The sequence below is a fragment of the Fictibacillus sp. 5RED26 genome (assembly GCF_015903895.1).
GTDB lineage: Bacteria > Bacillota > Bacilli > Bacillales > Fictibacillaceae > Fictibacillus > Fictibacillus phosphorivorans.
Map to the genome: position 1 here is coordinate 192,954 of NZ_JACZDU010000003.1, position 24,704 is coordinate 217,657.

General features: G+C 41.0%; 28 protein-coding genes. 1 reads left to right on the plus strand and 27 read right to left on the minus strand.

What is annotated here, in order from left to right; translation table 11 throughout:
- Positions 1 to 459: 459 nt before the first annotated feature.
- From IHV10_RS13725 to IHV10_RS13755, 7 genes are read right to left on the minus strand one after another with little or no spacing between them, the layout of a single operon-like run.
- Positions 460 to 1,446: a biotin--[acetyl-CoA-carboxylase] ligase gene (locus IHV10_RS13725; protein ID WP_197130593.1), complete on the minus strand. Its 987-nt coding sequence runs from the start codon at positions 1,444 to 1,446 to the stop codon at positions 460 to 462.
- Positions 1,434 to 2,615 carry a CCA tRNA nucleotidyltransferase gene (locus IHV10_RS13730; RefSeq protein WP_197130596.1) on the minus strand — a complete coding sequence of 394 codons (1,182 nt, stop codon included), beginning with the start codon at positions 2,613 to 2,615 and terminating at the stop codon, positions 1,434 to 1,436. Before IHV10_RS13730 ends, IHV10_RS13725 begins: the two co-directional genes overlap by 13 nt.
- Positions 2,612 to 3,751: an N-acetyl-alpha-D-glucosaminyl L-malate synthase BshA gene (gene bshA / locus IHV10_RS13735; protein WP_197130599.1), complete on the minus strand. Its 1,140-nt coding sequence runs from the start codon at positions 3,749 to 3,751 to the stop codon at positions 2,612 to 2,614. Before bshA ends, IHV10_RS13730 begins: the two co-directional genes overlap by 4 nt.
- An 11-nt stretch (positions 3,752 to 3,762) precedes the next feature.
- Positions 3,763 to 4,455 carry a bacillithiol biosynthesis deacetylase BshB1 gene (gene bshB1 / locus IHV10_RS13740; protein WP_197130602.1) on the minus strand — a complete coding sequence of 231 codons (693 nt, stop codon included), beginning with the start codon at positions 4,453 to 4,455 and terminating at the stop codon, positions 3,763 to 3,765.
- Positions 4,452 to 4,868 (minus strand): methylglyoxal synthase, encoded by a 417-nt coding sequence (gene mgsA / locus IHV10_RS13745; protein WP_197130605.1) that lies wholly within the window; start codon positions 4,866 to 4,868, stop codon positions 4,452 to 4,454. Before mgsA ends, bshB1 begins: the two co-directional genes overlap by 4 nt.
- 11 nt (positions 4,869 to 4,879) lie before the next feature.
- On the minus strand, positions 4,880 to 5,683 hold the full coding sequence (gene dapB / locus IHV10_RS13750) for a 4-hydroxy-tetrahydrodipicolinate reductase (RefSeq protein WP_197130608.1): 804 nt from the start codon (positions 5,681 to 5,683) through the stop codon (positions 4,880 to 4,882).
- Positions 5,676 to 6,020: a nucleotide pyrophosphohydrolase gene (locus tag IHV10_RS13755; protein ID WP_137789064.1), complete on the minus strand. Its 345-nt coding sequence runs from the start codon at positions 6,018 to 6,020 to the stop codon at positions 5,676 to 5,678. Before IHV10_RS13755 ends, dapB begins: the two co-directional genes overlap by 8 nt.
- 142 nt (positions 6,021 to 6,162) lie before the next feature.
- On the opposite strand from IHV10_RS13755, the gene IHV10_RS13760 reads away from it, so the two are divergent.
- Complete coding sequence (locus IHV10_RS13760; RefSeq protein WP_197130611.1) at positions 6,163 to 7,035, plus strand: YitT family protein; 873 nt, start codon at positions 6,163 to 6,165, stop codon at positions 7,033 to 7,035.
- Positions 7,036 to 7,082: 47 nt separating this feature from the next.
- Here IHV10_RS13760 and IHV10_RS13765 read toward each other — a convergent pair whose 3' ends face one another.
- The 20 genes from IHV10_RS13765 to IHV10_RS13860 form a co-directional block, all read right to left on the minus strand.
- Positions 7,083 to 7,763, minus strand: a complete 681-nt coding sequence (locus tag IHV10_RS13765; RefSeq protein ID WP_137789062.1) for a zinc metallopeptidase — start codon at positions 7,761 to 7,763, stop codon at positions 7,083 to 7,085.
- A gap of 93 nt (positions 7,764 to 7,856) precedes the next feature.
- Entirely contained in the window at positions 7,857 to 8,651 is a 795-nt protein-coding gene (locus tag IHV10_RS13770; RefSeq protein ID WP_197130615.1) for a sporulation protein YpjB, read from the minus strand.
- Between the two features lie 85 nt (positions 8,652 to 8,736).
- On the minus strand, positions 8,737 to 9,303 hold the full coding sequence (locus tag IHV10_RS13775) for a DUF1405 domain-containing protein (protein WP_197130618.1): 567 nt from the start codon (positions 9,301 to 9,303) through the stop codon (positions 8,737 to 8,739).
- Positions 9,304 to 9,383: 80 nt separating this feature from the next.
- Positions 9,384 to 10,151, minus strand: coding sequence for a menaquinol-cytochrome c reductase cytochrome b/c subunit (locus IHV10_RS13780; protein WP_197130621.1), 768 nt, complete (start codon positions 10,149 to 10,151; stop codon positions 9,384 to 9,386).
- Positions 10,152 to 10,199: 48 nt separating this feature from the next.
- Entirely contained in the window at positions 10,200 to 10,871 is a 672-nt protein-coding gene (qcrB, locus tag IHV10_RS13785) for a menaquinol-cytochrome c reductase cytochrome b subunit (protein WP_066241815.1), read from the minus strand.
- 3 nt (positions 10,872 to 10,874) lie between these two features.
- Positions 10,875 to 11,378 carry a ubiquinol-cytochrome c reductase iron-sulfur subunit gene (locus IHV10_RS13790; RefSeq protein ID WP_137789058.1) on the minus strand — a complete coding sequence of 168 codons (504 nt, stop codon included), beginning with the start codon at positions 11,376 to 11,378 and terminating at the stop codon, positions 10,875 to 10,877.
- Between the two features lie 119 nt (positions 11,379 to 11,497).
- Entirely contained in the window at positions 11,498 to 11,962 is a 465-nt protein-coding gene (locus IHV10_RS13795; RefSeq protein ID WP_197130624.1) for a YpiF family protein, read from the minus strand.
- Positions 11,963 to 12,270: 308 nt separating this feature from the next.
- Positions 12,271 to 12,822: a ReoY family proteolytic degradation factor gene (locus tag IHV10_RS13800; protein ID WP_197130627.1), complete on the minus strand. Its 552-nt coding sequence runs from the start codon at positions 12,820 to 12,822 to the stop codon at positions 12,271 to 12,273.
- A 90-nt stretch (positions 12,823 to 12,912) separates the two neighbouring features.
- A complete protein-coding gene (locus IHV10_RS13805) occupies positions 12,913 to 14,166 on the minus strand; it encodes a tetratricopeptide repeat protein (protein WP_197130630.1) in 1,254 nt (417 codons plus the stop codon).
- Positions 14,167 to 14,203: 37 nt separating this feature from the next.
- On the minus strand, positions 14,204 to 15,076 hold the full coding sequence (locus IHV10_RS13810; protein WP_197130634.1) for a hypothetical protein: 873 nt from the start codon (positions 15,074 to 15,076) through the stop codon (positions 14,204 to 14,206).
- Positions 15,077 to 15,337: 261 nt separating this feature from the next.
- The gene (gene hisC / locus IHV10_RS13815; RefSeq protein ID WP_197130637.1) at positions 15,338 to 16,444 is read right to left on the minus strand and encodes a histidinol-phosphate transaminase; all 1,107 of its coding nucleotides are present in this window, start codon (positions 16,442 to 16,444) and stop codon (positions 15,338 to 15,340) included.
- Positions 16,445 to 16,458: 14 nt separating this feature from the next.
- On the minus strand, positions 16,459 to 17,265 hold the full coding sequence (gene trpA / locus IHV10_RS13820) for a tryptophan synthase subunit alpha (protein ID WP_197130640.1): 807 nt from the start codon (positions 17,263 to 17,265) through the stop codon (positions 16,459 to 16,461).
- 2 nt (positions 17,266 to 17,267) lie between these two features.
- Positions 17,268 to 18,467: a tryptophan synthase subunit beta gene (trpB, locus tag IHV10_RS13825; protein WP_197130643.1), complete on the minus strand. Its 1,200-nt coding sequence runs from the start codon at positions 18,465 to 18,467 to the stop codon at positions 17,268 to 17,270.
- A complete protein-coding gene (locus tag IHV10_RS13830; protein WP_197130646.1) occupies positions 18,464 to 19,096 on the minus strand; it encodes a phosphoribosylanthranilate isomerase in 633 nt (210 codons plus the stop codon). Before IHV10_RS13830 ends, trpB begins: the two co-directional genes overlap by 4 nt.
- Entirely contained in the window at positions 19,080 to 19,856 is a 777-nt protein-coding gene (trpC, locus tag IHV10_RS13835; RefSeq protein WP_197130649.1) for an indole-3-glycerol phosphate synthase TrpC, read from the minus strand. The genes IHV10_RS13830 and trpC overlap by 17 nt, the downstream gene beginning before the upstream one ends.
- Complete coding sequence (gene trpD, locus IHV10_RS13840) at positions 19,846 to 20,874, minus strand: anthranilate phosphoribosyltransferase (protein WP_197130652.1); 1,029 nt, start codon at positions 20,872 to 20,874, stop codon at positions 19,846 to 19,848. The genes trpC and trpD overlap by 11 nt, the downstream gene beginning before the upstream one ends.
- Before the next feature lie 367 nt (positions 20,875 to 21,241).
- Complete coding sequence (locus IHV10_RS13845; protein ID WP_197130655.1) at positions 21,242 to 22,021, minus strand: CheR family methyltransferase; 780 nt, start codon at positions 22,019 to 22,021, stop codon at positions 21,242 to 21,244.
- 335 nt (positions 22,022 to 22,356) lie between these two features.
- Entirely contained in the window at positions 22,357 to 22,800 is a 444-nt protein-coding gene (gene ndk / locus IHV10_RS13850; RefSeq protein ID WP_197130658.1) for a nucleoside-diphosphate kinase, read from the minus strand.
- Positions 22,801 to 22,884: 84 nt separating this feature from the next.
- Positions 22,885 to 23,850 carry a polyprenyl synthetase family protein gene (locus IHV10_RS13855; RefSeq protein ID WP_197130661.1) on the minus strand — a complete coding sequence of 322 codons (966 nt, stop codon included), beginning with the start codon at positions 23,848 to 23,850 and terminating at the stop codon, positions 22,885 to 22,887.
- 22 nt (positions 23,851 to 23,872) lie between these two features.
- Positions 23,873 to 24,700: a menaquinone biosynthetic enzyme MqnA/MqnD family protein gene (locus IHV10_RS13860; protein WP_197130665.1), complete on the minus strand. Its 828-nt coding sequence runs from the start codon at positions 24,698 to 24,700 to the stop codon at positions 23,873 to 23,875.
- Positions 24,701 to 24,704 lie beyond the last annotated feature (4 nt).

Here is a 24,704-nt window from a genome sequence, read left to right on the forward strand (position 1 = left end):
CTCTTTCCATAAGCAGTTGCTTTTGAATTTTTTTATTAGGTTCTTTCTTAAGGGTTTTTGTTCTCTGCACCTAATTCATCATCGCAAGTTGATTGAAGCGCAAGGTGCGAGACTCCTGGGGGATCAGCGGGACAGGTGAGACTCTTATCAGCGCATAGCGCTAAGAGGCTCACCGCACGCCCCCCGGAAAGCGAGCAACCTGGAGCGGAAATCAACATCATCCAAAAGCAACAAAGCATAACAGAAAATGCCTCTAACAGGGCCAGAAGTGCAAAAAAACCTTCTTTCCAATAGAGGAAGAAGGCATAGGAAAAAATCCTAGACTTTTATTGTTTGCTCCCTCTGTCCCGGTCCTAAATTTGGATCTAGGCAGATATAAGGTTTGTGGTCAAAACTAGACAAGATTAGTGCAGTTCCACATGGATACCGCCTACAACTTTATTTTATCACGGACTTTCCTCAAGTAGAAGGAAATTCGATATCAGCTGAATAGATGGAGTGTACGACGCCATGATCGTCTTCTAAAAGCAAAACACCTTCTTCAGTGATTCCTTTGGCATAACCCGTGATCGCCCCTGTTATGGATCTTGCTGTAATTCGTTTACCTAAACTGAACGCACGGGATTCCCATAATAGCTTGATAACGCCAAATCCGTTTTCAAGATATTGATGGTATAGGGCTTCGATCTCTTGAAGAAGCACCCCAACCACTTCAGCCCGCTTGAATGATTGCCCGCTTTCAATCGCTAGACTTGTAGCGATCTCGCTGATCTCATCCGAAAAGTGCTGTCGTTCTTGATTCACATTGATTCCGATTCCGACGATTACCGAGTGAATAGAATCTGCTTCTGCTTGTAGTTCTGTTAAGATGCCAGCTGACTTTTTACCGCTGATCAAAATGTCGTTCGGCCATTTGATCGCTGCTTCAATGCCTGATACTTTTTCGATCGCTTTTGAGACAGCTACCGCGATAAGCAATGTAAGCTGAGGCGCTTTTTGAAGTGGAATGTTAGGCTTTAAGATCAAGCTCATCCAAACTCCTGTCCCCTTAGGAGATTGCCACGCTCTCCCTAGCCGTCCTCTACCACCGGTCTGTTCGTCAGCGAGTACGATGCTTCCTTCGACCGCGCCATCTCTAGCAAGAGCATGTGCGATCTCTTGTGTACTTTTTACAGATTCTCTGTACGTGATCTTCTTTCCGAATGTGCCGTCACCCGTATATAATGATACTTCTTCAGCAGTTACCGCATCAGGAGACGTGATCAAACGGTAACCTCTCTTCTGAACGGCTTCGATCGTGTAGCCGTTCTTACGAAGTTCTGAAATGTGTTTCCAGATCGCGGTTCTCGAACAATCCAGTCTGTTGCTGATTTCTTGACCTGAAACAAACTTTCCTTCTTGTTCTGTAAGCATGTGCAAAAGTGCTTCTTTCATCATGGCTCCCACCTTTTTACCCAATCCTTTAGTACGGATGAGCTGAGGGCTAGTTCTCCCTCAACGATTTTTTTCTCCATCTCTTCTAAAAGCTTCCCCAACCAAATTCCAGGTTCTCTTTGTGTGATCTCTGATATTTCCTTACCATCTAGCGGAATATCTTTTCTAGATGTGATCGGAATCTCGCTATATCGCTGTTTAAGTTGAGCGATTTCTTCAGCATAATCCTTCTTTTCGATCGCACTTTTTAACGTGATGCTTGATAATGCAGTCTCCAAGCCAAAACGGTACAAATCCATCTTGCTCCAGGAAGTAATACGATAGGCGGACATAAGCTCACCTACTTTTTTGATCATGTGATTTGGAAGTTTCCAGACTTTCAAAAATCCTCTAACATCACTCACATCAGATAACAGCAGGATAGCTGTCCATCTTTGTTCGTCAGATTCTAATTCGTTCCAATCAAAGTCCATAAACTGAGCATTCTGTTTTTCTTGCATCTTAGTAGGCATGTGATCTAAAACAGAGGATTCTTTCATAAACTTCAGTGCAATTCCCGCTTGTACACCTTGAAGCAGTTTAATGAACTCGATCGCAATTCGTTCTGTTGAAATACGACGAAGCAAGTATGCTTGATCTTTGATAGCACGCTTCGTTTCTGCTTCAATCGTCATGTTATACACACTCATGAACCGGCAAGCTCTCATGATACGAAGAGGATCTTCTGAAAAGCGCAGATTCGGATCTCCAACAGTCCGAATCTGCTCTCTCTTAAGATCTTCACGTCCGCCAAAGTGATCGATCAACTGAAAAGATGTATCCAGAGCCATCGCATTGAACGTAAAATCTCTTCTTGAGAGGTCTTCTTTTAGATCATCAACAAACCATACTTTTGATGGCCTTCTATAATCCCTATATTCATCTTCTTTTCTAAACGTTGTAACTTCATAAGATACAGATTCGTGTCTTACGATAACAGTTCCATGTTCGATACCGACCGGAATGGTCTTTGGAAAGATTCGTTGTACGTCTTCTGGTCTTGCCGAGCTCGCGATATCGATATCTTTGATCGGACGGTCAAGCAAGTGATCTCGTACACAGCCTCCAACAAAATAAGCACGGTACCCTTTTTCTTCCAACCGTTTTAATACCGGTAAGGCATTTTGGAACATTTCGTTCATACCGTACGATCCCCTACTAAGGAATAATAAATATCTTCATAGATCGAGACGATTTTGTCAGATAAGAAGTTTTCTTTTACATGTCTTACCGAATTTTCTCTGAACGTCATTAGCTTTTCTTCATCCTGTAACAGTGCGAGCGCTTTTTGTGCTACCGATTCTGGATCACCTAGCTCCACCATATAACCTGTCTCGCCATCGACGATCACTTCCGGTATTCCACCAATATTAGTTCCAATAACAGGTACACCACATGCCATCGCTTCTAGCAGTACGAGTCCAAAGCTTTCTTTTTCAGATAAAAGTAACTTTAGATCACAGATCGAGAACAATTCACCTACATTCTCTTGTTTTCCTAAGAACAACACATCATCTTCAATATCCAGCTCACGTACGAGTTCGCATGCCGTTGTTAGTTCTGGACCATTTCCGATCAATAACAGTTTTGAAGATAGTTCTTTTCGAATGAGAGCAAATGATTTGATCACATCTTCTAATCTTTTTACTTTTCTAAAGTTAGAGATATGAACGATGACTTTTTCATTCTCTTCAATGCCGTATGTTTGTCTCAATTCAGCATTATTGCTTCTTCTGTAATACACTCTTTCATCTACAAAGTTATGTACAGGAATGATGTCTTTGTTGATATTTAAAAGCTCTAAGGTATCTGCTTTCAGCTGATGAGAAACAGATGTAACCACATCTGATTTCTCAATACCGAACTTGATCATCTCACTTAGTGAAGGATCGTATCCGAGTACCGTAATATCAGTTCCGTGTAGGGTTGTAACGATCTTCATCTCATCATTTAGCATCTGTTTTGCTAACACCGCACAAACGGCATGCGGCACGGCGTAATGAACATGAAGAAGGTCAAGCTTTTCTCTTTTCGCTACTTCTGCCATCTTGCTAGCTAAAGCAAGATCATAAGGCGGATATTTGAACACGGAATAATGGTTCACTTCAACTTCATGAAAGAAGATATTCGGATAAAATTTTCCTAAACGAAAAGGAACACTTGATGTAATAAAATGAATCTCATGTCCTTTTTCTGCTAATAGTTTTCCTAGTTCTGTTGCAACCACTCCTGATCCGCCTACGGTCGGATAACAAGTGATGCCGATTTTTAACGTCATAGACTTTCTCCTTATAAATGGTTAGTTATATAAGTTTGTTCTGTAATGAACCCTTCTGCATAACTCACACCAGCTTCAAGACCAAACAGCTTGTCACGGGATTCTACACGTTCGATGTACCCGTTCGTTAGGGGTGTATCGATACTTTCTATCGTTTTTACAAACTGAGATGGATAAGCTTTCAATGCTTCGATCTTTGCATTGTATGACTCAGTTACGTTAACAAAGAGTTGTGGTCTCTCCGCACTGTTGATCATGTAATAAAATATATTCTTTACTTTGTGTGCAGGCAGATGTTTTGGATCTTGAATATTTTTTATTCCGGCAGAAAAGACGGCTTCTTTTACGAGACGTGCACAGTTTGCGTGATCTGGATGACGATCGATCCAATAGGGAGCAAACACATATTGAGGTTTATGCTCTCGAATAACTGAAACCAGTTTTAAAATATATTCTTCCTGCATATATAGGCCGCGGTCAGGTAACTGTAGGTTACTTCTTGTTCTTACTCCTAAAAGTTCTGCTGCTCTTTCAGCCTCTTTTTTCCGGATGTCGACGGTGCCGTTCGATGATAGTTCTGCTTCTGTTAAGTCACAGATGATCACGTCACGACCTCTCTCAGTTTCTGCTTTAATCGTAGCTCCCATGCCGATTTCTACATCATCTGCATGAGCGCCAAAGGCAAGCCAGCTTTCAACGGTCATTTTTTCTCTGACTCTCTTTCATCTATTATTTTTCTCCAATCCAGATCTCCTCGTTCGAGTGATCGAATAAAAAGTTCTGCTGAAGCCAAGTTTGTTGCGAGCGGAATCTGATATACATCACATAAACGCATCAGTGCAGATACATCAGGCTCATGAGGCTGTGCAGTCAACGGATCTCTGAAAAATAGTACAAGATCAAGATCATTTTCTGCGATCAATGCTCCGATCTGCTGATCGCCGCCTAAAGGACCAGATTGGAATCGTTTGATTTCAAGCCCCGTCGCTTCATTTATTTTAAAACCTGTCGTTCCTGTCGCAAACAGGGTATGTTTTTTTAGGATCGGTGCATATGCGACGGTAAAATTGATCATATCGTTCTTTTTCTTATCGTGCGCAATAAGAGCTATCTTCATAGTATCCCCTCTTATTCCATAATATTTTCAAGGCCGTATACAAGACCTTCAATGTTCATAACACTTTCTACCGCAAGTCGTACACCAGGCATGAAAGACGCTCTGTTCATAGAATCATGACGGATCGTTAAGACTTGACCCTCACCACCGAAGATGACTTCTTGATGCGCGACCAGTCCAGGTAATCTTACACTATGAATACGGATTCCTTCTAGTTCTGCGCCTCGTGCTCCTTTAAGGTCCTCTTTTTCATCAGGATGACCTTGTTTCTTTTCATCTCGCACTTCTGTTATTAGTTGCGCTGTTTTTAATGCTGTTCCTGACGGCGCATCCAACTTTTGATCGTGATGCTTTTCAATGATCTCTATATCCGGAAGGTATTTCGCTGCCATCTGAGAGAACTTCATCATTAAAATGGCACCGATCGCAAAGTTTGGTGCGATGATGGCACCTGTTTGTTTTTCTTCAGCCAACGCTGTTAGACGTTCGAGATCTTCATTGGAAAAGCCTGTCGTTCCAATTACCGTGCGAAGACCGTGGTTAAGCGCCAACTCAAGGTGCTTTTTGCCGATATCCGGACGCGTGAGATCTACAACGACATCTGCTTTTACAGCAGCAAGGCAGTTTTCCATATCATCGTAAACAGGTGCTTCCATAGAATGTGGTGCACCTGATAGATCCTTAACTTGAAGTCCGTCATTTTTTGAATCTACTGCAGCCACTAGGTCAAAATGTGGAGTTTCCTCAATCATCTTCAACGCTTCTTGGCCCATCTTTCCTCGAGGTCCAGCAAGTATGATACGAATATTATTCATGAGTAGTCTCTCCTTCTTTTTTAGTCCATCTGTCTTTGTCTCGTGTTTCAAACTTATTCATTACTGTTTTTAACGCATCGTCAAGATCTATATCGAGGGAATTTGCCAGACAGATCAACACAAAGAACATATCTCCAAGTTCTTCTTCGACCGTCTTTTTATCCTCTGTTGATTTCTTCGGTTTCTCTCCATAATGATGGTTCACTTCACGGGCTAGTTCCCCTAATTCTTCTGTTAAACGTGCAAGCATAGCTAAAGGACTGAAATAGCCTTCTTTAAACTGTGATATGTATTGATCTACAACGTCCTGACTCTCTTTTAATGTACGATTGGCCATGATGTTGACACTCCTCATTCAATATTAGTCTTCTTTATGTTATCGGTATTTTTTCTGTTTGACAAATTTCATGAAATTTCGCTTATAATAGGAAGGCATGACTAAAAACAACCTTAGTATCTTTGTAGAAAGTAGGCCTCATATGACTTATCCAATCAAACTAAAAAATATTTTATTTATCTTACTTGGTGCTGCCATCTTTTCGTTCGGAATCGTCCACTTTAATATGACGAACAATTTGGCCGAAGGTGGTTTTACAGGGATCACGCTTATTCTCTATTTTCTTTTCTCGATCGATCCTTCTTATTCTAACCTGGCACTCAACATTCCATTGTTTTTTGTCGGCTGGAAGCTGCTTGGAAGAAATGCCTTCATCTATACGATAATTGGAACCGTTGCCGTATCGGTATTTTTGTTTATCTTTCAACGTTTTTCATTTGTTACGATCAACCTTAAAGAAGATATGACACTTGCTGCTTTGTTTGCAGGGGTATTTATCGGAGTCGGGCTAGGAATCATCTTCCGCTTTGGTGGAACGACAGGCGGAGTGGATATCATCGCGAGACTCGGTCATAAGTTTCTAGGCTGGAGCATGGGTAAAACGATGTTCATCTTTGATTTCGTTGTTATCGTTGTCTCGTTAGTCTATTTAAACTATAAAGAAGCGATGTACACACTACTTGCTGTTTTCATCGGGGCGCGTGTAATCGACTTTATGCAAGAAGGCGCTTATGCTGGTAAAGCTGTCATGATCTTTTCAGATAAAAATACCGAGATCGCAGCAGACATCATCAAAGAATTAGACCGTGGCGCAACCATCTTAAACGGTAAAGGTTCTTTTACAGGGAACATCCGTGAAGTGCTGTACTGCGTCATCGCTAAGAACGAGATCGTCCGCATAAAGCAAGTGATCGAGCGTATCGATCCGCATGCATTTGTTACCGTAAATGACGTTCATGAGGTAATCGGTGAAGGTTTTACTTTAGATGCTGATAAGAATCCAATAGGCAGATAGAAAAAAGCTCCCGATAAAGTATCGGGAGCTTTACTGTTAGATTAATATTAATCGTCTTGGTTCATCCCTAAGAACATGAAGATGAAACGTGCTAGTTCGAGTAATGCTACAAGAGCACCAGCTACATACGTTAAGGCAGCAGCGTTCAGTACTTTACGAGCACCGCGCTCTTCGTTGTTGCGGATCAGACCTGTTGAAACGATCTGGTCCATCGCACGAGAGCTTGCATTAAACTCAACTGGCAGTGTAACGAATTGGAACAATACAGCTACTGACATGAAAATGATCCCTAAAAGGAACATGTTCATTGAGCTTAAAAGCATACCGCCTAGAATCAATAGAAACGAAAAGTTAGATCCGATGTTAGCTACAGGAACTAGAGCATGTCTGAAGCGTAAGAACGCATATCCTTCAGCATCTTGAATCGCATGCCCTACTTCATGGGCTGCAACGGCTGCGCCTGCAATCGAACTTCCGTAATAGTTATCTTCAGATAAACGAACTACTTTACTGCGAGGGTCGTAATGATCAGATAGCATCCCTCTGACTGGCTCTACTTGAACACTGTAGAGTCCGTTTTGGTCTAAAATCTCTCTTGCTACTTCTGCACCAGTCTTTCCTGTGCTGTTACTCACCTTCGAATACTTTTTGTACGTGCTTTTCACTCGCATCTGAGCCCAGATTGGAACGATAAGCAAAATTGCGAAGTAGATTAAAAATCCACCCATCGTTGGCATTCCTCCATATAAAAAGCTTTTGATACTCACATTTTACGTTTTCAGCTCACAGTTTGTCAAAGAAAACGCATGACTCATGACCTACTAACGTTTATCCGGCACTCTCAATCCATCTTGCTGATCACCTTTGTATTTTCTCCATCCTACGTAAGCTAGTGTTGATGATATGATTCCACCGATTGAAAATATTAGCCAAAAGAGCGATGGCTCTGAGTTATCTTTTTTTGCGAAGAACAGTGCTTCAAAATCAGCAGCAGCTGTCTCAAGCTGTTTTTGATGAGCAGGATCTGTAAGAATCTGACTGCGGTTCGTATCAACGTAAGAAACATGTTCATCGAGCTTTTCTAAATCTTCATCTTTCAGGTCAACCATTAAAGCTGGTCTGACCGTTTCGTAACGTTCAAGTAAAAGATTGGCTGCTTGATGAAACGCCACCGAATCATCTTCACTGATTCCCTTTTCCATCGTGATAAAAGGCTCGAGCATCATCAGCCCTGTTTTTTTCCATAACGGTTCATAATCGGTCTGAAGGGCATCCACTAATAAACGAACTTCGGTAAGCTTGTTTAGCTTTTTTTCCTTCGACCACTCGGGATTCTGAAGAGAAGATACAGCATCTCTGAACGTGTATTCTACGAGACGCTTCTGTTCAGGTCTTAAGGACAAGACGTCTTCTATATGAGTGATATTAGCTGATGTAAACTGCAGCACGCCAGCTGCTTCTTCATATCGTTCTATCTTACCAAGCTCCCAGATCTCACTCGTAAGCTCATTTATCTCAGACCATTCCTTCGTCTCTGTATGATTTGATGCAAATACTGGCATAGCAAGTCCAAAAACCATACAAAGAACCATCAATGCCCATCCAAACCTTCTCATCCGTTGTCCCTCCTGTACCCTTATACTTAAAACGTATGAGAGCTGGGACAAGGATAGACCTATTAATAAGGAATTAGAACGTGTTCTACGCTTTTCTCATCTTCCAAACAATGAAGATGGATAACGCAGATAACCAAAAGGTCAAGTATCCGATCATGTCTTGATACGGATCAAGAATGTCATATCGCGGCATCATATCAAACACGTAGTCGATGATTTCGTTATGAAATAGAACGAGTGCAGCAAGCGTTACATGCCAACCCTTGATCTTATAAAATGGAGCGTATAACAGACCTTGAACCGCCATACCGAGGTGTGAAAAGATAAGCATGTAGTTTATAAGATCCAAAGGCGTCCCAACAAAAGCACCACCAAGATTCATCCCCACTGCCCATATGCCATACTTAAAAAGCGTCGCAACGGCCAATGCCTCGATCACTCCATGCTGCTTATCCCTCAAAAACCCGATGATGACAAAGACAAAAAACAGAGATGCTGTTGGACTATCGGGTACGAACGGCAAAAAGTACCACGGTGTTTCTTGAAGCTGATAGAGGTACCAATAGTAACCGTAGATCGTGCCTAGTATGTTGATTAAAAGAAGTGCTAGTAAGAACATTCGATCCATGATGATCGCTCGAATCCAGGCCATAACCACATACTCCTTTATCATTACTGTGTTTCGTTTTCATTCAGAAAAAAGCCGGCCCATACCGAGCCGGCTTCAAACATTTACTTCTGTTCTAGTTTTGAGATGAATTCTGCTAATTGTTTTAGCTCATCATCAGAACCTTTAAACGCATTCGGCGGCATGCCTGGTGGCTTACCTTCTTTAGCGATTTTCATGATTTCTTCAGGCTTCAAACCTGTTCCGATCAATGATGGTCCTGATGCTCCACCTGATAACGTGTTACCGTGACAGCCTACGCAGCTCTGCTTTTGGTAGATCTTGTAACCAGGGTCGTTTTCATCAAAACTTACATCAACGATCTTACCTTGAGTCTTCGCTTTTTCCCAATCGTGTGTCACAACAGATTCCCATGTTAGATATGTAACAGAGATCAAACCTAATAACATTAATCCAGTTGCGATCGGACGTTTAGAAGGACGTCGCTCCAACCCTTTGTCCAGGAATGGCGCAAGCATTAACGCACCAAATGCTAGACCCGGTATAATAACAGTACCGATAAGAACATAATCCCCTGCCGCATACTTGTACTTCAGAAGCTGGTATAAAAATAGGAAGTACCAGTCTGGTAGAGGAATATATCCAGCATCGGTAGGATCTGCTTTTTTCTCCAAAGGAGATTCATGGACGATTGTTAGGATAAGGTATCCGATTAAGAATACAGCTCCTACCATCCATTCTTTTAAAAGAAAGTTTGGCCAGAACGCTTCCGTTTTTCCCGGAAACTCCGAATAATCTTTTGGAATATTCGGCTTGCGCTCAGCAGGGACACGAGAGTCACCGACAAACTTCATTCCTTTACCGCGATGCATATATTTCCCTCCTTTGCTCTTATGAAACTTTAAATCTTATGTTTGTTCTTACAACGGTCCGGAAATACCTTGTTTACGGATCATTAAGAAATGGGCACCCATCAAGCCTAATAATGCTGCAGGAAGGAAGAATACGTGAATCGCAAAGAATCGCGTAAGCGTCTGTGCTCCGATAATCTCTCCACCGGCAAGGAATGTCTTTGCGATCGGACCAACAACAGGAATCGTCATAGCGATCTCAATTCCTACCTTAGTCGCAAATAGCGCTTTCATATCCCAAGGTAATAGATAACCTGTAAAACCTAAACCTAACATAACAAAGAAAATAAGTACTCCAACAACCCAGTTTAATTCTCTTGGCTTCTTATAAGCTCCCTGGAAAAATACGCGCAATGTATGTAGAAACATCATTACGATAACAAGGCTCGCGCCCCAGTGGTGCATTCCGCGTACGATCACTCCAAATGCCACTTCATTTTGCAGGTAATATACGGATTCCCAAGCATTCACGATATCAGGCACATAGTACATCGTTAAGAACATACCTGAAAGAATTTGGATAACCGTGATGAAGAAAGTTAATCCACCGAAACAGTAAACAAACGCAGAAAAATGATGTGCGGGGTTTACGTGTTCAGGTACTTCATGGTCTGCAACATCTCTCCAAAGCGGCGTAATATCCAGGCGCTCATCTACCCAGTCATAAATCTTTTGTAGCATTCATTACGCCCCCTTTCTTGGTTTTGCCTTTCCTAAATAAAGCTTTCCATCTTTCACCTGGCTGTCATATACATCAAGTGGTGCAAGAGGTGCAGTTCCCTTAACATTCGTTCCATCCTTCGTATAACGGCCTAAGTGGCAAGGACAGAAGAACTGGTTAGGGTGCGATGGATCTGTATTCCAGTCTACCGTACAACCTAGATGTTTACAGATTGGAGAAAGTGCGATAAAATCACCATTCTTCGCTTTATAAACCCAGGCAGATTGAGTGACATCAGACTCGTACCAGCCATCTTTTTGTTTGATTTTAAAATCGAAACGCTTTGGTTCGTTCGCAATCTCTTCCACGCTCGTAACCGCTACCAATTCTTGATCTGTTCCCTCTTTCAAAATCGGATCAAGGGCGAAACGGACCATTGGCATAAGCATGCCGGCAGCCATAAATCCACCTACGCCAGTTAATGTGTAGTTTAAGAACTGACGTCTTGAAATATCTTCCTTTGACATTGTTTTCCCCCCCTTATGCTGTAAATGACGGTCCATCCGGACTTTTACACACATATTACTAGGACATAAACATGATAGCTTATGTTGTCTTTTAATGTCAATATGACATGTGGTAAATATTACGAATTTATACTCCTCTGCCAATCGTTGAAAATAAGCTGAAACAACGGTTTTACCTGCTCTTTTATCACTTCTAATTTATACTTCTCGTCCATTGTTTCTAGCGGCAGAGCGGGTACCCAAAACAATTGTCCCGAAAGTTGCTGTTCGAATTCCTTCCAATACACATCGCTAGTCATCAGAAAGATATGTTTGAAATGGCCGGAATTTTTTACGTGCTCTAAGAAACTAGTTAATCGTTCAAGAGCCTGATCATTTTTTACATATGTAAAATTAGGGGATAAGAACAACCTGCCATGCAGCTGACGCTCGATCTCTGACGTTAGCAATTCTGTATACTCGGACATCGTCACACTCGATTTGAAGTCGTGAGAGAAGCTGACTGGTGTTAACGGAATCAGTATCGAATCTACATACTCACCAGATTTTAAGAATACATCTGCGTCTTTTGTTTTCCATTTCATAAAAAAATCTCCTTACTTGGTATGTACTGCTTCTTATCGTACCATATTTCTCTCTAGCATAATGTGGTTGGCAAATAAAATAAGTAGATTAGCAGATGTCGAAATAAGTCTAAGTATGTCGACTTGCGGATAAAGTGATCAAACTTTTGGATTGCAGGCTAAAACTTCTGGATTCAAAGCCTGATTTCGTGGATTGGGTGCAATATTCCATGTTCAAGGTATAAAAATATTGCGCGCAAACGTTAGCACACAAGCCACATAGCCCACAAAAAAGACGACCCTTTTTCTTAAGAGTCGCCTTCACACAACTAGGATGGCTGTTTTTCTAAACTTTTTAGTTCATTGGTCCATTTTGTAAAACTATCATAATCCTTTTGGTCTAGTGCTGCATCGATCTTCGCCATAATATCATTCTTGCGGTAGGTTTCAATCGACTTCTCTAAGACCATTTCCGCCCAGATGCCATATTTTTTGTCCATAGACATGTTCTGTGGCAAGTGTGGGTTCTCTTCTAATACAGAAGCGTACTCGGGCGTCAGACGTGATGCGTTAAAATTAAGCTCAAGATAGATCTCTTCTTCTTGGTTCAAGCGGATGTCGTGAAATGATTTTTCGGCATCAGTCGTTAGAACATTTTGCTTGTAAAAACGGAACGGAACTCCGTCTGTGCATTGAGTTGACATGATTATGGCCTTTGGACAATATTCAGCTTTCTCTACAAAATGTACCTTCTCCATCAGTTGGTCATCACTAACTAAATAGTTTAATAACCAAACACATTCGCGCTTCTTTAACTGATAATGATTAAGGAACCATTTGATAAAATCCTTTTTTTCAAGGACCGAAACGGTGCTGCTCATTGCAATCCCCCCATCATTCAAAAACACGTCATCTTGATAATAAATATATTCTCTCACTGCTCGTAAAATCCTTCTTCACTTCAGAAAGTTTTAAAAATCTTCCAATCGATTTAAAACGTCTTCAATATCGTCTCGTTCAGGGCTTTTGTTCAACAGATTCTGCAGAATAGATTTCGCTTTCTTCTGGTCGCCTTCCTCGATGAGGAAATAAGCATATTCTTCTAAGAACACCGGGTCCTCAGTAAATAACAGAGATGCTTTTTCGTACCATTTTGCCGCTTCCCTATAATCTTCAGTTTCTTTGTTTGCTGTAGCGAGATGCCAGTACATGAGCGGTATCTCCTCTTTTGTTTCAGCTAGTGATTTGTAGAGACTGAGCAGATCATCAAATCGTCCTTCAGAAATGTACTGATCTCCTAACCGCAATAACGGTTCTATACGTGTAGGATTGAGTTCAAGTGCTTGTTTCACCCACTGTTCTCCTTGTTCAGGATTGTGGAGTTTATAAGCTAACCTTGCAGCTTGCAGATAGATATTCTCGTTATGTTCATCTCTCTTTAACCCTTCAGAGATAACGTCATATGCTTCTGTTAGTGCCCCTTCTTCTTCATACGCTTCAGATAGTACACTATAAAGGGTTGTATAATCAGGATCCATGTCTTTTAGTTCCTCAAGACTTGCGATCGCTTCTTTAAACTCACCTGCTTTAAAAGCAGTTACTCCATGACCAAACAAACTGTAAAGGTCTTTATGGTGATCCAGACCTTTTCTGTAGAATGGAAGTGATTCCTCAAACTTACCTGCTCTGCTTAGTGCTTCGGCATATCTTAATGTAACATCTTCAATTTCAGCTTTTTCGTCGATCGCTACTTTTAATAGTGGCAAACTTGAATCAAATTTACCTTGCCTTAAATAAAAATCACCTAAAGCATAAGCGAGCACAGGATGTTTCTGGTCCTTTTGATGCGCTTCTGTCAACTTACGTTCTGCTACTTCTGTCAGTCCAAGACTTTCATAAAGATCCGCTTGAAGGATGAGTGCTCTTAAATATTCGTCATCTTCTTCGGTTACTTGGTCCAAATACTCGATCGCTTTCTCATCCATGCCTTCATCCAAGCAGCATTCTGCAATGGATACGAGCAGCTCTCCATCTCCAGGGTATTTTTCGAGCAACTCATTAAAAAGGTTCATCGCTTCTGTTGTATGACCCCAGTTCAAGTAAACTTCTGCGATTTCAAATTTTTCTGGGTCGCCTGCTTTTTGTTTTAGTTTATCTAATAAGCTCATCCCTTTTTCGACGTCACCATGTTCGACAAGCCTTATTGCATCTTGGATTTCGTTCACTAATAAAACTCCCTTATCCCTTGTATTCTTGTGACTATTATACACGAGATATAAGAGATTCTCCAAAACGACGTGGCTTTACTACAATAATTTCTTTTCCATATCCCTGGTGCTTCTCTGGAACATTCTCTGAAAAGACGATTGTGCCTCTTACGATTACAGCCTGTAACGTTTCATTCAAACCATCCGTACGGTAAATACAATAGTCTGCATCACTGCCAGCGAACAGACCGCCTTTTACAGGGTATAGACCAAGCATCTTTAAACTAGGCAACGAGATCGGTTCTGCTTCACTCAAATCATGAAAAAGTGTTGGAATTTGATGTTTAATAGATAACTCGTTCCATTTTCTTTGCCACGTTTTTTTCAACTTCTGATCCATGTCTGATGGAAAGGTTGGGAAGATCACTGTTCCATAACTAAAATTTGCTTCACTGATCCTCTCCCAGATCACATGTGTTAACTGAGTAAAATCTTTACAGATCAACTCGATGAACGGAATTCTCTGCTTTCGGCAAAAACTTATCATTTGTGGAGTGATTTTTTCTGGAGACATGCTAAGACCCATACAATAGTCTATCGAACTGGATATTAATAAGTGCCTCGTTCGTTTCAACTCTGTTTCAGCTTCATGTAAGTAGCTGACTTCAGCAGATGTTAGAAGAGTGGTCGTACCCATTCTAACTCGTTCACCCAGATTCTGCCTTACCTTTTCAATAGGCAATCTATTTAATGACATAAGAGGACTGATATGCCCAGGAATCATCTTTAAACCATGCATAGACATCTTCATCACATTCATTCTAAGAGGGCCCTGTGAGACGTAGGAGATTTTTTGAGAGTCTACTAGATAGGAAAGAACAGTATCTGTACCGAGCGATTGCAGCGGGCGCTCAATAATATATCGCATAGCTCGCCTCCTTTTTTTCTCTATAGGACAAGTTATGATAGAAACGAGATTTTTATGATAGAAAATATAATGGAAATAAAAAATGAGGACAAAAAAAGTCCTGACATGTAAGCGCTGTCAGGAAAGTATAATATGGATAGGAGTGGAGAGAAACCATATTACATTCATTATAAATAGAGCTTATTTAAAATGCAACACTTTTTTGAAAATTATGAAAATAGCCCGATGTTAGCAAAAATGATCGGGCTATTTTCATAGAACTTATTTGTTTACTTTCTCTACAACAGAGTCAATATACGTTCCTAAATGTTCGATGATCTCTTTGTTTTGTACTTCTTCACCGACTGTGATTCGTATCATAGTAGGAAACCCTAATGCACTTCCTGATCGAACAATATATCCTTTACGCAAAAGATAATCAAACGCTTTATCTGCATCAGATTTTACGTCGATCAGGATAAAGTTTGCTTCAGAAGGATAGTACAACAGTCCTTTATCATCACAAAATGCATAAAACAGTTCAAGACTTTTCCTGTTTTTCTCTTTACATTCTCTAATGAACGTATCATCTTCCAATGCTCCGATCGCAGCAGCTTGAGCGATTCTAGATGTGTTGAAAGGTTCTCTAGCTGGCTCGATATACTGGATGATGGAAGATGCAGCGACTCCATATCCAATTCGAAGCGCAGCTAGTCCATGGGCTTTTGAGAACGTTCTTAAGATCACTAGATTACTGTACTTCTCCAAGTAATCTAGCGTGTTTGGATAATCAGCAGCTGATACATATTCGTAATAAGCTTCGTCACTTACTACGATCACGTCAGACGGTACTTTTTCCATAAAGCTTACAAACTCTGACTCCGGAATATAGTTTCCAGTCGGGTTGTTCGGGTTGCAAAGCCAGACGATTCTCGTATTTTGATCGATCGCTTCAAGCATCGCATCTAGATCATGATTACCTTCGTTCAACTGAACCTCTCTCACTTCAGCTCCTTCAATAACAGCATTATGTCTGTATTGTGGAAAAGTAGGAGCTGCCATCACGGTATTGGTTTCAGGAGATAGATAGGCTCGGCAAAGAATTTGTACCACCTCATCTGACCCGTTTCCAAAAATGATCTGGTCTTGTTTCACTTGAAGTTGGTTCGAGAGTTTTTCTCTAAGCTCAGCTGAATAACCGTCAGGATATACATGAAGCTGTGAGAGCTCCTCTCTTATCTTTTCTTTCGCAAGATCCGAACATCCATAAGGGTTCTCGTTTGAAGCGAGTTTTACGATTTTCTCTAGTCCTAGTTCACGCTTCACTTCTTCTACTGGTTTACCTGGTTTGTAAGGTTTTAAAGATAACAACTGCTGTTTTGGCTGCATTTTCCCACTCCTTTTTAACGACTATAGACAGGCAGCAAAGACTCAATATACGATTTAAACGTTTTAATCGCTTCCTCCCTATTCGTTAGCAGGTCACTCTCTAGTTCCTCGATCTTTTTGACGATCGCACTACCTACGATGAACCCATCACTGCTGCCATCAAACTGCTGGATCTGTTCTCGCGTAGATAGTCCGAATCCTACTAAGACAGGAACACGGCTGTTTCGTTTCGCGGCTTTTAAGAAATCATCCAGTCCCGCTCTAAACTCACTTCTAACTCCTGTCACACCTAATGAAGAGATACAATACAAAAAGCCTTCTGCCTCTCTGCTGAGTTTTGCAAGCTTTTCTTCACGGGTTGTAGGAGAAACGAGCGAAATGAGAGCAAGGTTATGTTCTGAACACATTTCTTGTAGATATCCGCTTTCTTCATACGGCAGATCAGGCACTAAAACCCCGTCCACACCGCTGTTCTCTGCTAACTTCAGGAAACGATTTTCTCCTAATTGTAACAAAAGATTATAATAAGTAAAGATAATTACCGGAATCTTCAATCCTCTTTCACGAAGCTTAGCAACGAGCTTTACGGTTTTTTCAAGATTCATGTTTTGTGCCAAACCTCGCATACCTGCTCTCTGAATAACAGGTCCATCCGCCAATGGATCTGAGTACGGAACACCTAGCTCGAGCGCATGAGCTCCACACTCTTCTAGGGCTAAAGACAGTTCGATCGTTGCTTCTTCACATGGATCTCCAGCCATGATGTACGGAGTGAAACGATAATCTGAAGAATGTTGAAAGACTTCCCATCTCTTGTTCATCTTTATTCGCCCCCTTCTTCAAATTCCATCAGAGTATGAACATCTTTGTCGCCTCTTCCTGATAAACAGACGACTACATGCTGATCTTTTCGCATTTTTTTTGCGAGCTTCAGACTATAAGCTACAGCGTGAGCACTCTCTAACGCACATAGGATTCCTTCGTTCTCACATAAAAGCTTTAAGGCCTGTAATGCTTCTTCATCTGTTACTGCTTCATACGTTACTCTTTTTGTCTCATGAAGGTAGGCGTGTTCAGGTCCTATCCCTGGATAATCGAGTCCCGCTGAGATCGAGTATGGTTCTGTGATCTGTCCTTCGCTCGTTTGAAGAAGCTTCGTCAATGAACCGTGAATCACTCCATTTGAGCCTTTAGATAATGTGGCTGCATGTTGTGCCGTCTCTACACCCATCCCTGCTGCCTCTATACCGTATAGTGGAACCTCTTTCTCGATAAAGGGTGCGAACATGCCGATCGCATTACTGCCGCCTCCTACACAAGCTACAACAGCATCTGGAAGCTTCTCGTGATGAATCTCTTTAAATTGACTCTCTGTTTCATGACCGATCACTTGCTGAAATTGTTTGACCATCTTCGGATATGGATACGGTCCTACAGCAGAACCGATGAGATAAAATGTATCTTCTACCGCAGCAACCCATTCTCGGATCGCTTCATTGGTAGCATCTTTTAACGTTTGGCTGCCGCTCGTGACCTCGATCACTTCTGCACCTAACAGCTTCATACGAAAAACATTTAGTGCTTGTCTTCTAATATCTTCTTTTCCCATATAAACTTTACAAGATAATCCGTACTTGGCTGCAACGGTCGCTGCAGCTACACCATGCTGACCCGCTCCGGTCTCAGCGATGATCTTTTTCTTTCCCATCCTTACTGCTAAGAGCGCCTGGCCGATTGCGTTATTGATCTTATGGGCTCCTGTATGGTTCAGGTCTTCTCTCTTTAAATAGATCGATGCTCCGCCATTGTACTCACTGAGACGATCTGCTCTTGTTAAGGGAGTCGGACGGCCTGAATAGATCGCTAGTTCTTTTTGAAAAAGCTCATTAAATTCTTTATCCTGTATGGCTTCATCGAAAGCCGTCTCTAACTCTTCAAGTGCAAACATGATCGTTTCTGGGACGTATTTCCCACCAAACACACCGTATCTTCCTCTATGATCAGGTACTGTAGCTGTAGTCATCTCATTATCATCCTTTCAAGAGTTTCTATTCTTTTTAAGCTTTTTCTTCCGTTTTCTTCGATACCACCACTCAAATCGATTCCGTGCGGATGAAGTCTTTTTAGTTCTGAAACATTATCTGGTCGGATTCCGCCAGCTATGAAACACGTTACTCCTATCCTCTCTGCTGTTCTCATCATGTTAGGAACTTCTTCCCAAGAAAAAGGAATACCTGTACCTCCGAACTGCCCTTTAGCTACTGAGTCTACGATAAGACTATCTGCCGCTTTTCCATATAACTCTATTTCATTTAAAACGTGTTCACTAAAAGGTAGTGCTTTATAGATTTCTTTGTTGCAATGAACTCTTATTTCCTTGAGCTGTTCAACCGTTTCAGTACCGTGACATTGGATGATGTCTATCGGAACCGTGCTGATTACTTCTTTGATTCGTTGTACGGTTGCGTTTTGAAAAACGCCCACGAGCTTTTTAGATTTTCCATACTTCTCAATCCAGCTGTTCACTTTGGTAGGATCGACTTTTCTTTTACTTTCAGCGAATATGAACCCGATCAGATCTGCTTTTGTTCCAATGAGCAGCTTATAGTCCTCTTCAGACTGACAGCCACAATATTTAATTTGAACAGTCATGATAAAGCTCTCTGATCTTAGTTTCTATCGAATCCGCTCTCATCAATGTTTCTCCGATCAACATTCCGTTCACTCTGTGATCGAATAGGCTTTTAACATCTGAAGCTGTTTTGATGCCACTCTCACTGATAACAAGAGTTTCTTCATTTATAGACGAAAGAAGAGAAAATGTATGCTGGATATCTGTTGTGAACGTCTTAAGATCACGGTTGTTTATTCCGATCATCGAAGGGTTGCAAACGTCGTAAACTTGCTGGATCTCCTGATGTGAATGAACTTCGACCAAGCACTCTAGCCCGCATTCTGTTGCTAGTGCATGAAGCTTCTCTAACCGTTCACTTGGTAAGCAAGCTGCAATGAGTAGAATCGCATCCGCTCCATTCTCAACGCTCTCAATGATCTGCTTTTCATCTATGATGAAATCCTTCCTTAAAAGAGGCAGCGAGACATGATTGCGAATATCTTTTAAATATTGAAGATCTCCTTGAAAGAACTCGGTGTCCGTTAAGACGGATAAGCAAGATGCGCCAGCTTTTTCATATTCAACAGCGATCTCTACAGGATTGAAATCTTCTTTTATGATTCCTTTTGATGGTGAAGCTTTTTTCACTTCAGCGATCAACGCTGGTCTTTTAAAAGAGTTTGCAAGTGTATAAGCAAAAGGTCGATGATCTTTATCGGTAAAATCCAGTTCACCTTTCTTGAATGAAGGGAGAACGGCTATTTCTTTTTCTTTTTGTTTCAATATTTTAGTTAACATGTGCACTCGCCTCTTCTTTCGTCATTTCTTCAAGATGATAATATGCGGATTTTGATCGTAGACACTGTTTGATGATCTCCACTCCGTCTCGAATACTTGAGACTCGTTTTGACGCAAACAGAGCTGCAGCTGCATTTAGGATGACTATATTACGAGCTGATTCATTTCCTGCACCTTGTAGGATGGAACGAATGAGCTCAGCACTTTCTTGTTTGTTCTTTACCGTTAACTCACTTAGATTTCCTCGGTTTAATCCTGCTTCCTCAGGTGTGTAGGTAAACGTTACAACTGTGTTGTTCTCAACTAAAAACATCCGTGTATCACCTGTGATCGAGCATTCATCCAAGCCTTCTTTACCTGTAACAATCAATGCTCTTTTGATCCCGAGCTTATTAATCACTTCAGCGAGCTTTTCAGCAACTTCTTCATTGCTTGCTCCGATCAGCTGATACGTCGGTGCCATCGGATTTAACAGTGGCCCGATACAATTGAAGATCGTTCGAAAAGGGAGTTGCCCCCTCAACGAAGCAACCTTTTTTAGTGCCGGATGAAAATATGGTGCGTGCAAGAATGCTATGTCGTGTTTATTCAGTTGCGAATTGGCTTCAAAGTGGTTACTTGACGCTTGAATGCCTAGAGCTTCTAGCACATCAGAGCTTCCACTTTTTGAAGTGACTGCTTTGTTGCCGTGCTTCGCTACTTTTATCCCTAAGGAAGCGAGTATGATACTGACAGCGGTGGATATGTTAAAAGTCGATGCTCCATCACCACCGGTACCACAAGTGTCCATCAGTTCATGGTGTTGTGAGGATTCAGCCTTTCTTGAGAGCTTTCTGATCGCTTTAACAAAACCAACGATCTCATCTACCGTCTCACCGCGAAAGCTCATGATACTTAGAACAGAACTTGCTTGAGCATCTGTAACATCACCACTCGCTAATTTCTCCATAAAATAAAAAGCTTCATTTTCTGTTAATGTTTCGTGTTTCATTATTTTTTGAATGATATTTAAAATCATATGAACACCCCTTAATCGTTTTGGTTGTTTTGTCTACAATCAAAAACGTTCAAGGCGGAATAGGAAAGGATATGATCATATCTGCACCTCCGTTAAATACGGAGAATGAGGAGGATATAAGAGGTCGATCTATAAGGGAACATGTACATGCTTCTTAAGAAGCATACAAAAAAGCCATGCAGAAATAACCCGCATGGCATATGTACATGTCCATTCTCGGCTCTGCTCCACTCAAACTCTCTCAACTTGTCTCAACTATGCTCTAAACTCTAAACTAAATGACACAATTACATGTGCTCTAAACTTATCAGTTACATTAAACTATTGTAGGAAATCTGTCAACAGATTTACAGCGTTACAATTTTTTTTACTTAAGTTTTCTATAAAAGAACGGTTCTACCGATTCCAAGTCGTATAATCCAGGATTGAAGATCTGCTCGGTACTTCCCACAAATAGAACACCGCCTTTTCGAAGCGCTTTGCTGAATTTTTGATACAAAACCGTTTTTGCTTCTTCCGTAAAATAAATCATCACATTTCGGCAAACGATGAGATCAAAATCAGATTCAAAACGATCTGAAAGCAGATTCTGCTTCTTAAATGTTACTTGTTTTTTGATAGAATCTGAAACGCTGATACCAAGTTCCTCTTTTGTTGTATGTCGGGCAATTTTGTCGCTCGGAACATCTTTGATCGCTTTTTCAAAATAAAACCCTTTTTTTGCTTGGTCTAACACTTGTTGATCTAGATCTGTTGCAAGTATTGAAAACCTTGATAGTCCTTTTTTGTAATCTGATAACAACATCGATAGGCTGTATGGCTCTTCTCCTGTGGAACATGCGGCACTCCATACTTTTAAAGATGACCTGTCTTCAACTAACAGTGGAATGATTTTTTTCTCGAGCACATCCCATCGAGCAGGATTTCGGTAAAACTCAGAAACGTTAATTGTCATGCGGTCTAAAAACTCAAGAAGCAAATCTGAATTTTTTGTGAGTGCACGAAAATAGTCTGCAAATGTTGTAAATGATCGCTTGTCTCTCAGTGCAAGGAGTCTGCGTTTCATTTGCGCTTCTTTGTACAAGGAAAGATCTATTCCTGTTTGGTCATTAATGCTCTGTTTAAAGCTTTCGTAGTCCTGGTCCATATGTCTCTCTCCAATTCAGCTGCCATGCATATTTAATCTCTACACATATATATCGGAAGCTGATACGGATTTTTGCATACTAGATGAATGAACATTACAGATGGCTGGTGCATTTATATTATTATTTTATCCGTAGGAAGTTGTCGATTTTCGTAAATTATAGTCGACTTGTCATTATAATAGGTGAATTGGTGAAATTACGTTGCAAATCGGTCAAATTATTACGAAGAGAGGTAAATTTAATAATGAATTTTGGCAAACTCATATTGTTAAAGGTTCTCAAAATAAAAAACCGGCGCGGCGGCCGGTTAAAACGCTTTCATTTCCATGTAAAATTAAATCCAAACTGCAACTGCTTTATCATAAGAAACAAGTTCTTCTTCTTTGAAGAAAAGACCGATCTCACGGACAGCGCTTTCAGCAGAGTCAGAACCGTGGATGATATTGTTGCTTACTTGTACAGCATAGTCTCCGCGGATTGAACCAGGAGCCGCTTCAGATGGGTTTGTTTTGCCCATCATGTTACGAGCTGTAAGAATAACGTCCTTACCTTCCCAAACCATAGCAAATACTGGACCAGATGTAATAAACTCAACTAGTTCGCCGAAGAACGGACGCTCTTTGTGCTCACCATAATGTTCTTTTGCAAGATCTTCAGAAATGTTCATTAGTTTAGCACCAACAAGTTGAAAACCTTTCTTTTCAAAACGGGATACGATTTCTCCGATTAACGCACGTTGAACACCATCAGGTTTTACCATTAAAAACGTTTTTTCCATGCATTCCCTCTCCTATCATCTATGTATATGTGGGACAAGTTCCCCAGAGAAATCGTACCAAAAATTTTAAAAATTAGCAATCACTCAAAATTTTCGACCAGCGATATAATCTGCTACTTTTAACAAACTATCTCTGGCATCCGTTTCTGGCAAAGACTCGGCAGCCAATTTAGCACGCTTTAAATATTTATCAGATATCTTCGTCGCGTAATCAATCCCGCCTAACTCTTTGATATCTTTTAACAGTTCAGCTAGTTGAGCAGGCTCTTTTGTTTCATAATAAGCATCCAGCTTTTCTTTCATGTCTGGATACTGATAGATCGTGTACAGCACAGGCAATGTTAAGTTTCCTTGCTTCAGATCACTGCCCGCTGGTTTTCCGAGCTGCTTTTCAGAAGCGGTAAAGTCTAAAATATCATCCGTAATCTGAAAAGCCATGCCGACAGAGAAACCAAAATCATACAGCTTTTTTTGAAGAGAGACATCCGCTTTAGAAGTAATTGCTCCAAGCTGACAGCTCAGCGCAATTAGAAGTGCGGTTTTCCGTTTGATCCGTTTGAAGTACTTTCTAATGTTTTGATCCGTATCATACTGTTCATTAATCTGCTCGATCTCACCGAGACACATCTCTTTCATTCCTTGGGCCAAGATTTGATGCGCACGTGGTATTTCGATCTCAGTCATTAGTTTTAAGGCGGATGCGAAAATAAAATCGCCCGTATACATGGCAATCTTATTATCGTATTTTGCTTTTACTGTTTTTCTTCCACGTCTCATATCTGCATCATCCACTACATCATCATGTACGAGTGAAGCCATATGGATCAGTTCAAGAGCTGCAGCCGGCTTTTTCACTTGCTGAATGTTATACGTGCCGAACTGAGCGGAAAGCAGAACAAATACAGGGCGGATTCTCTTTCCCCCTGCTTTTAAAAGTTCAGCTCCTGCCGTATGAATCTGTGTCTGATCGGAACGAACGGATTCTACGAGCTGATCTTCAATCTGCTGCAAGTCTTTTTTTAGAAATGAGTATAAGTCCTTTAACTTCACTTTTGTTTCACCCTATCGCCCGTTACTTATACGAATATTTAATGATAGAGGGCATTGTTTTTAACAATCCGCACTCTACAGCTAGCTGAAAATAAAGGTTGAGTCCCTTTTCATGTTCGCCACTAAATTGATAATTTAATCCACTAAAATAAGAATTCCAGAACTGAAAAGTGCCTCCGTGTTCTGCTATCACTCGCTCGATGACAGGAACAAAATTTTCTTTCTGACATCTTTCTTTGCTCTCTATCATACTTCTTCCCACATACGACAATAGCGAACCTTGTTCGGTTTCCATTTCATTTCGATACGCCATCACAGCAAAGATCATAGGCAAACCTGTCTGCTGGTACCAGATCTCCCCAAGGTCGTATACATGATAAGATCCTCGCTTACGGTATGCGCTTATCGCATCGTCTCCAATCAAAAGACACGCATCATAAGCGTTCAGCATCTCTTCAAAATTCGGTGTTTCTATCTGGTATGTAACCTCAACACCATAAAAACGGTCTAAGATGATTTTTAATAGAGCGACCGATGTTTCTGAGCTAGAAGTTAAGGCGATCCTTTTACCGTTCAACTCTTCGATCTTATACTTTGAAAAAAGAAAGATAGAATTTACTTTTCCGAACGAAGAAACAGAAAGGTCTGGAACTAAGCTGTAATTCATAGCGTTCTTTCCGTATGAAAACGAAGAGATGCCTCCGATATCGACCAGCTGTTTCTCCATTAAAGCGTTTACTCTAGATGGAACTGCCTGCGTTATAGTCGCACCTTGATCCATCAGTCTTTCTCTATCTAAATAAAAATAAAGGGGTATGATGTTCGTGTAGCTGATTTCCCCGATGTTCATAATC

What these genes read in the sequence shown, in the direction of transcription:
- ndk (WP_197130658.1), bottom strand. Translation starts at nt 22,800, where the DNA reads ATGGAAAAAACGTTTTTAATGGTAAAACCTGATGGTGTTCAACGTGCG.
- dapB (WP_197130608.1), bottom strand. Translation starts at nt 5,683, where the DNA reads ATGAATAATATTCGTATCATACTTGCTGGACCTCGAGGAAAGATGGGC.
- IHV10_RS13795 (WP_197130624.1), bottom strand. Translation starts at nt 11,962, where the DNA reads ATGAAATGGAAAACAAAAGACGCAGATGTATTCTTAAAATCTGGTGAG.
- bshA (WP_197130599.1), bottom strand. Translation starts at nt 3,751, where the DNA reads ATGACGTTAAAAATCGGCATCACTTGTTATCCGACCGTAGGCGGATCA.
- trpC (WP_197130649.1), bottom strand. Translation starts at nt 19,856, where the DNA reads ATGTTAACTAAAATATTGAAACAAAAAGAAAAAGAAATAGCCGTTCTC.
- mgsA (WP_197130605.1), bottom strand. Translation starts at nt 4,868, where the DNA reads ATGAAGATAGCTCTTATTGCGCACGATAAGAAAAAGAACGATATGATC.
- IHV10_RS13730 (WP_197130596.1), bottom strand. Translation starts at nt 2,615, where the DNA reads ATGAACGAAATGTTCCAAAATGCCTTACCGGTATTAAAACGGTTGGAA.
- IHV10_RS13760 (WP_197130611.1), top strand. Translation starts at nt 6,163, where the DNA reads ATGACTTATCCAATCAAACTAAAAAATATTTTATTTATCTTACTTGGT.
- IHV10_RS13845 (WP_197130655.1), bottom strand. Translation starts at nt 22,021, where the DNA reads ATGGACCAGGACTACGAAAGCTTTAAACAGAGCATTAATGACCAAACA.
- IHV10_RS13765 (WP_137789062.1), bottom strand. Translation starts at nt 7,763, where the DNA reads ATGGGTGGATTTTTAATCTACTTCGCAATTTTGCTTATCGTTCCAATC.
- IHV10_RS13790 (WP_137789058.1), bottom strand. Translation starts at nt 11,378, where the DNA reads ATGTCAAAGGAAGATATTTCAAGACGTCAGTTCTTAAACTACACATTA.
- IHV10_RS13810 (WP_197130634.1), bottom strand. Translation starts at nt 15,076, where the DNA reads ATGCGATATATTATTGAGCGCCCGCTGCAATCGCTCGGTACAGATACT.
- IHV10_RS13780 (WP_197130621.1), bottom strand. Translation starts at nt 10,151, where the DNA reads ATGCATCGCGGTAAAGGAATGAAGTTTGTCGGTGACTCTCGTGTCCCT.
- bshB1 (WP_197130602.1), bottom strand. Translation starts at nt 4,455, where the DNA reads ATGACCGTTGAAAGCTGGCTTGCCTTTGGCGCTCATGCAGATGATGTA.
- trpD (WP_197130652.1), bottom strand. Translation starts at nt 20,874, where the DNA reads ATGATTTTAAATATCATTCAAAAAATAATGAAACACGAAACATTAACA.
- IHV10_RS13860 (WP_197130665.1), bottom strand. Translation starts at nt 24,700, where the DNA reads ATGAACATCGGGGAAATCAGCTACACGAACATCATACCCCTTTATTTT.
- trpA (WP_197130640.1), bottom strand. Translation starts at nt 17,265, where the DNA reads ATGAACAAGAGATGGGAAGTCTTTCAACATTCTTCAGATTATCGTTTC.
- IHV10_RS13775 (WP_197130618.1), bottom strand. Translation starts at nt 9,303, where the DNA reads ATGGCCTGGATTCGAGCGATCATCATGGATCGAATGTTCTTACTAGCA.
- IHV10_RS13800 (WP_197130627.1), bottom strand. Translation starts at nt 12,822, where the DNA reads ATGAGCAGCACCGTTTCGGTCCTTGAAAAAAAGGATTTTATCAAATGG.
- IHV10_RS13755 (WP_137789064.1), bottom strand. Translation starts at nt 6,020, where the DNA reads ATGGCCAATCGTACATTAAAAGAGAGTCAGGACGTTGTAGATCAATAC.
- IHV10_RS13830 (WP_197130646.1), bottom strand. Translation starts at nt 19,096, where the DNA reads ATGACTGTTCAAATTAAATATTGTGGCTGTCAGTCTGAAGAGGACTAT.
- IHV10_RS13770 (WP_197130615.1), bottom strand. Translation starts at nt 8,651, where the DNA reads ATGAGAAGGTTTGGATGGGCATTGATGGTTCTTTGTATGGTTTTTGGA.
- hisC (WP_197130637.1), bottom strand. Translation starts at nt 16,444, where the DNA reads ATGCAGCCAAAACAGCAGTTGTTATCTTTAAAACCTTACAAACCAGGT.
- qcrB (WP_066241815.1), bottom strand. Translation starts at nt 10,871, where the DNA reads ATGCTACAAAAGATTTATGACTGGGTAGATGAGCGCCTGGATATTACG.
- trpB (WP_197130643.1), bottom strand. Translation starts at nt 18,467, where the DNA reads ATGACTACAGCTACAGTACCTGATCATAGAGGAAGATACGGTGTGTTT.